6 protein-coding genes are annotated in these 6,017 nt (G+C 68.9%); all 6 read right to left on the bottom strand.

From position 1 onward, the window contains the following. Positions 1 to 346: 346 nt before the first annotated feature. The 6 genes from WS61_RS30430 to WS61_RS30405 all read right to left on the bottom strand — a co-directional run bounded on the left by WS61_RS30430 (position 347) and on the right by WS61_RS30405 (position 6,006). A complete protein-coding gene (locus WS61_RS30430) occupies positions 347 to 1,522 on the bottom strand; it encodes an AAA family ATPase (RefSeq protein WP_059506080.1) in 1,176 nt (391 codons plus the stop codon). A 43-nt stretch (positions 1,523 to 1,565) separates the two neighbouring features. Further along, positions 1,566 to 2,738 carry a mechanosensitive ion channel family protein gene (locus WS61_RS30425; protein ID WP_059506078.1) on the bottom strand — a complete coding sequence of 391 codons (1,173 nt, stop codon included), beginning with the start codon at positions 2,736 to 2,738 and terminating at the stop codon, positions 1,566 to 1,568. Positions 2,739 to 2,827: 89 nt separating this feature from the next. Beyond that, complete coding sequence (locus WS61_RS30420; protein ID WP_059506076.1) at positions 2,828 to 3,184, bottom strand: Rap1a/Tai family immunity protein; 357 nt, start codon at positions 3,182 to 3,184, stop codon at positions 2,828 to 2,830. Between the two features lie 118 nt (positions 3,185 to 3,302). Next, entirely contained in the window at positions 3,303 to 4,013 is a 711-nt protein-coding gene (locus tag WS61_RS30415) for an ankyrin repeat domain-containing protein (protein ID WP_059506074.1), read from the bottom strand. Between the two features lie 43 nt (positions 4,014 to 4,056). Next, positions 4,057 to 4,836 (bottom strand): TatD family hydrolase, encoded by a 780-nt coding sequence (locus tag WS61_RS30410; protein WP_059506072.1) that lies wholly within the window; start codon positions 4,834 to 4,836, stop codon positions 4,057 to 4,059. A gap of 141 nt (positions 4,837 to 4,977) precedes the next feature. Beyond that, a complete protein-coding gene (locus WS61_RS30405) occupies positions 4,978 to 6,006 on the bottom strand; it encodes a DNA polymerase III subunit delta' (protein WP_059506070.1) in 1,029 nt (342 codons plus the stop codon). Positions 6,007 to 6,017: the final 11 nt, after the last annotated feature.

The raw sequence follows: 6,017 nt of genomic DNA, 5'->3' as shown, positions 1-6,017 counted from the left end.
CATCGCTCGCACTGGCGAGCGTTGGCAGCCGGATTTCAATTGCGCATGACATGGGCTGTCTCAAGATGGTTGCTGTGTCCTGTCCGTTGCGGTACGGCCGGCAGGGGGCCGCGCTTGCGCGCGCACGTCCTGCGTCCATCCCGCGCCGGCCGGCGCGGCGCCAGCCGGATATCCCATTATTATTCGCGATCCCGATGAGCGGAACCGCCGGCCTTTCATTTTTTGGGGGTTGTTACAGACCGGATACATTCCGCCGAGCGAGCCCGGCCGCCTCGCATCGAGCCCGCTTGGCGCCGATCCGGTGCCTTCCCGCGTCGATCGCGACCCAACGCACGCCATCAGGCTGTCAGCGCGACGGCCACTTCCACGCCGGCAGGTCGCGCGAGTCGGCATCGACGAGCGCGGTCGCGCCGAGCTGCTTGTCGAGCACCAGCGATTCGCAGCCGGCCTCGCGCTCGAGCGTCGCGATGAGCCGCGCCGCGTGCGACACGACCAGCACCTGCGAATGCCGCGCGGCCTGCGCGATCAGCCGGCCGAGCGCCGGCAGCAGATCGGGATGCAGGCTCGTCTCGGGTTCGTTCAGCACCATCAGCGCCGGCGGCCGCGGCGTCAGCAGCGCGGCCGCGAGCAGCAGGTAGCGCAGCGTGCCGTCGGACAGCTCGGCCGCCGCCAGCGGCCGCAGCAGCCCCGGCTGGCGCATCAGCACGTCGAAGCGGCCACGGCCGCCCGGATTGTCGATCTCGACCGACGCGCCGGGAAACGCGTCGTCGATCGCTGCGTCGAGCGCCGCCGCGTCGCCGATTTCACGGATCGTCTGCAGCGCGGCGGCCAGGTCGGCCCCGTCGTCCGCGAGCACCGGCGTATGGGTGCCGATGTGCGACTGGCGCGCCGGTGCCCGCGCATCGGTCCGGAAATGGTCGTAGAAGCGCCACGAGCGGATCCGCTCGCGCACCGCGATCATCTCGGGCGCGCCGGTCGGATCGGCGAACTCGGTCATCATGCTGTCGAAGCTCGCGACCGGTTGCGGAATCGTCCGCCAGTCGCCCGATGCGGTACGCACGCGAATCTGCGCGCCCTGCCGGTCGACCAGCAGCGTGGACGGGCGCGGCAACGCGCCGCCCCAGATGCATTCGCGCTTGATCACCGGATCGAGCGCGAACTGCGAGCTGCTCGGCAGCGGCAGGCCGAGATCGATCGAATAGCCGAAATCGTCGCACGCAAAGCCGAGCTTCAGGCTCACCGGCCCGTTGCGCACGGTGCCCGTCACCGGCACCTCGCCGGCCAGCATCGCGCGCGAGAAGCGCTCGGGCCCGGCCCACAACGTCGACGGCAAGCCGCCCTCGCGCGCGAGCGACGGGATCACGCGGCCCTGCGCGGTGTCGGCGAGCAGCCGCAGCGCGCGGTACACGCTCGACTTGCCGCTGCCGTTCGGCCCCGTGACGACGTTGAGCGCCGCGAGCGGCACGATGAGCTCGCGCAGCGAGCGGTAATTGGCGATGGCGAGCGTCTTCAGCGCGGTCATGGGAATGGGCGATGGGGCATGGCAGGCCGGCGCCGGGCTGCGTTCAGCGACCGTCGACGGCCTGCGGGTCGGCCGCGGTGTTGGCCGCCGTGCTGGCGGCAGGCGAGCGCGCGTGCGGCCGTTCGGGATTCGGCGCATCGGGCGCGGATTCGTGCGGATACAGCTCCATCCGGCTGCGCGGCAGGCATTGCGGATAGCGGTTCTGCAGATAGGCGATCAGCCCTTCGCGCACGCGGCAGCGCAGATCCCAGCACGACGACGAGTCGGCCGCGCTGACGAGCGCACGCAGTTGCATCGTGCGCTCCGTCGCGTCGGTCACCTGCAGCACCTGCACGCGGCCGTCCCATTCCGGCGCGGCGTGGACGAGCCGTGCGAGTTCCTCGCGCAGCGGCGCGAGCGGCGTGCGGTAATCGACCGACAGGTAAACGGTACCGATGATCTCCGCGCTACTGCGCGTCCAGTTCGTGAACGGGTTCTCGATGATCCACTGCAGCGGCACGACGAGACGCCGCTGGTCCCACAGCCGCACCGACACGAACGAGCCGGTGATTTCCTCGATGCGCCCCCACTCGCCCTGGATCACGACCACGTCGTCGAGCCGGATCGGCTGCGTGAGCGCGATCTGCAACCCGGCAATCAGGTTGCCGAGCACCGGCCGCGCGGCGATACCGGCGACCAGCCCCGCCACACCGGCCGACGCCAGCAGGCTCGCGCCGATCTGGCGCACGTTCGGGAACGTCATCAGCGCGGCGCCGGTGCCGATGATCACGATCAGCACCATCACGGTCCGCACGAGCACCTTGGCCTGCGTATGGACGCGCCGCGCCTGGAGGTTGTCGGCCGTATCGATCGGATGAGCCTGGATGATCGCGTCGCCGACGCCGGCCGCGAGCCGCACCAGCAGCCACGTGAGCGACACGATGGAGCCGACGGCGGCCGCGGTGCGCATGCCGCGCACGAACGACATGCCGTCGTCCGCCTGGAGCCACAGGAATTCGAGCGCCAGCAGCGCCAGCACGACGAGCGACGGCTTGTCGATGTAGCGCAGGATCGCGCTCATCAGCGGATACGGCTGCGCGACGCGTTTGACGATGCGTGCGCCGAGGCGGTGCACGACCGTGACGACCAGTATGACGATGACCGACACGCCCAGCGTGCCGAGCCACGAATGCAACGGCGCATCGGCGATGCGCTGCAGTTCCTCGATTGAAATCATCGGCGCCCTCGAGTGATGAAGCGCACAGGCTTCGTCCTGGATGCGTCGGCGACGTCCGGGCCACGCACGCGCCCGGACACGGCGTCAGATCAGCTGCCGCTCCTGCAGGGAAACGCCTTGCCGAGACCGAGCGACACCGCGGTGCTCGCGTTGTAGTCGGCCAGCTTCGGATTTTCCGCGATGTACTTGCGCACCGCGTCCGTCATCTGTTGCGCCCGGATGTCGGGCGGCAGGCAGAAATACTGACCGACGCGCGGCCCCGTGGTGCCGCCGATCGCATCGATCGTGTTGTAGACGCCGTCGGCGGCGCCTTCGATATAGGCCGCGCACGACGCCCGCGACTTGACGTCCGTCTTCGCGCACAGCCGGTCGAGATCCGCGCCCGTGAAAGCCGCCGCCGACAACGGCACGGCAAACGCCGCGGCACAAAACATTGCGCGCAACATGGTGTTCCTTATGTCAATGCGGCGGGGGACCGCCTGCTGCGTTGGCCGGTGCGGCGCCGGATGCCCTGTTCCGGCCGGAAGGCGGCCGGGCGGACAGGCGCCGCCGCACCAAAAACCGTTATTTTGCACTCTTTTGAGCATCTGCCGGCGTCGCCGCACCGATACGCGTCGTCCGCTTGCTCAGGATCTCGATCGCGTCCGGCGCGTTGTAGTGCTTCGCGAACTCGAGCGCGGTGATGCCGAGCTGGTTCTTCACCTGCGGGTCGGCGCCCTGGTCGAGCAGCAGCGTGACCGTCGACGCATGGTTGCCGCGCGCGGCCATCATCAGCGGCGTCGTGCCGTTCGGCGATGCGGTGTCGATGTACGCGTCGTGGTCGAGCAGCACCTTGACGACCGCGTCGTGGCCGTTGGTCGCCGCGTAGTGCAGCGGCGCCCAGCCCTTCTTGCTGACTTCCGCGCCCTTGTCGATCAGCAGCTTGACGAGGTCGAGGTCGCCGTTCAGCGACGCGAGCATCAGTGCGTTTTCGCCGGCCTTGTCTTCCTTCTCGAGATCGACGTTCGGCGTCGTGGCGATCGCCGCCGCGACCTTGTCGGATTTCTCGCGTGCGGCGATCACGAGGATCGGGTCGCCGTTCGGCGCGAGCGTGTTCGGATCGAGCTTGCCGCTCTTGAGCTGCTTGCCGATATCGGCGATGTCGTCGAACTTGACGGCCTTGACGATCGCGTCGAGCGACTCGGCATGCGCGCCGGCGGCGGCGAACAGCCCGCTCGCGACGAATGCGGCCGCAACGAGTGCGCGTTTGGGCAGGTGGTTGGTCGGCTTCGTCATTGTTGTGGGCTCCTTCCCTGGGTTGTCGGCTGCGCGCCCGTCGTTAGCGGGCGATCTTGAACAGCCGGAAAAAGTTCTGCGTCGTCGCATCGGCGAGCACCTCGACGGCGATCCCGCGTTCGGATGCGATAAAGCGTCCGACATGGCTGACGTACGCAGGTTCATTCGGCTTGCCGCGATACGGCACCGGCGCGAGGTACGGCGAGTCGGTCTCGATCAGCAGCCGGTCGAGCGGCACGCGCCGCGCGACGTCCTGCACGTCGGTCGCGCTCTTGAACGTGACGATACCCGACAGCGAGATATGGAAGTTCTGCGCGAGCGCCTGCTCGGCGACCGGCCACGGCTCGGTGAAGCAGTGCATCACGCCGCCCGGCACGTCCGCGCGCTCCTCGGCCATGATTCGCAGCGTGTCTTCCGACGACGCGCGCGTGTGGACGATCAGCGGCTTCATCGTCGCGGTTGCCGCGCGGATGTGCGTGCGAAAGCGCTCGCGCTGCCATTCCATGTCGGCGATCGAGCGGCCTTCGAGGCGATAGTAGTCGAGGCCGGTCTCGCCGATCGCGACGACCTTCGGGTGCGCGGCCAGCTCGACGAGCTCCGCGAGCGTCGGCTCGCGCGCATCCTCGTGATCGGGATGCACGCCGACCGATGCGTACACGTTGTCGTGCGCTTCGGCGATCGCGAGCACGTCGGGCAGCGTCTCGAAATCGACCGACACGCACAGTGCGTGCATGACGTCGTGCTCGCGCATGTTCTCGAGAACGGCCGGCAGACGGTCGGCCAGGCCCTTGAAATTGATGTGGCAGTGAGAGTCGACGAACATCGTGTTTCCTGAATACGTGAGACGGGCGCTCATGCGCCCGCCGGCATGCGGTACCGGGCGACGTGGGCGGACCGGCCGGCCATGCTCGCGCCCGCGCGTGATCCGTTCATCGTTTCGCAACCCATCGGAAACAATGCCGGATCAAGCAAACATTTCCCGATATCCGAGAAACAATTCCTCGAATACGAGCCGTGCGTTGAGCGGATGGTTCTCGACCGTCCGCTGCCGCGTCACGGCTTTCATGAAGCGCGCGAATGCGTTCGCGTCGACCGCTTCCGCGCAGCGCGCCAGGGCCGCCGCATGCATCGGGAAGTAGCGCGGCGCACCGGCCATCCGCTGGGCGAGCAGATCGTACAGCCAGCGCTGCAGCCAGCCGAGCACCAGCGGCACCGGCAGCTTCTGCAGCGTCTCGCCGCACGCGAACGGATCGCAGGCCGCACCGGCGGCCAGTTGCCCGAGCGTGTAGTCGCGCAGCGGACGGTTCTCGTCGCTCGCGAGCGCCAGCGCGGCGAGCGGCGCGCCGCCGGCTTCGGCGAGCAGCGCGCTGGCGTGGTCGACACCCTGCGCCGCGAGCCACGCGGCGGCGGCCTCCGGCGCCGGCACGGTCATCGGCCACTGGCGGCAGCGGCTGATGATCGTCGGCAACAAGCGGTCGATGCGCGCCGACACGAGCAGGAACACGACGCCGGGCGGCGGTTCCTCCAGCGTTTTCAGCAGCGCGTTCGACGCGGCCACATTGAGCGCCTCGGCCGGATACAGCACGACGACGCGCGCGCCGCCGCGGTGCGAACCCACCCCGCAGAAGTCGAGCAGCGCGCGCACCTGCTCGATCTTGATTTCCTTGCTCGGCGCCCGCGTCTTCTTGCCGCCTTCGTCCGCGTCGGCCGGCTTCGCGTCGTCCGCCGCACCCGGCGCCTCGCCCGCCAGCGCCTCGGGCAGCACGATCCGGTAGTCCGGATGGTTGCCCTGCGAGAACCAGTTGCAGGCCGCGCAGGCGCCGCACGGCTCGCCGTTCGGCTGCGGCGATTCGCACAGGAAACCCTGCGCGAGATGCTGCGCGAACTGCAGCTTGCCGATCCCGGCCTGACCGTGCAGCAGCAGCGCATGCGGCCATTGCGCGCGCAGTTGCTGCAGGCGGTTCCAGTCGTCGGTTTGCCACGGATAGATCATGGGGGGCGTTC

It is taken from the genome of Burkholderia sp. ABCPW 11 (assembly GCF_001523445.1).
In the GTDB taxonomy this organism is placed as follows: Bacteria; Pseudomonadota; Gammaproteobacteria; order Burkholderiales; family Burkholderiaceae; genus Burkholderia.
Note: the sequence above shows the minus strand (reverse complement) of the source record. Positions and strands in the feature narration are given on the sequence as shown.

Bases quoted from the DNA above. Each gene is read 5' to 3' on its own strand.
- WS61_RS30410 (WP_059506072.1), bottom strand. From the start codon at position 4,836: ATGTTCGTCGACTCTCACTGCCACATCAATTTCAAGGGCCTGGCCGAC.
- WS61_RS30415 (WP_059506074.1), bottom strand. From the start codon at position 4,013: ATGACGAAGCCGACCAACCACCTGCCCAAACGCGCACTCGTTGCGGCC.
- WS61_RS30420 (WP_059506076.1), bottom strand. From the start codon at position 3,184: ATGTTGCGCGCAATGTTTTGTGCCGCGGCGTTTGCCGTGCCGTTGTCG.
- WS61_RS30405 (WP_059506070.1), bottom strand. From the start codon at position 6,006: ATGATCTATCCGTGGCAAACCGACGACTGGAACCGCCTGCAGCAACTG.
- WS61_RS30425 (WP_059506078.1), bottom strand. From the start codon at position 2,738: ATGATTTCAATCGAGGAACTGCAGCGCATCGCCGATGCGCCGTTGCAT.
- WS61_RS30430 (WP_059506080.1), bottom strand. From the start codon at position 1,522: ATGACCGCGCTGAAGACGCTCGCCATCGCCAATTACCGCTCGCTGCGC.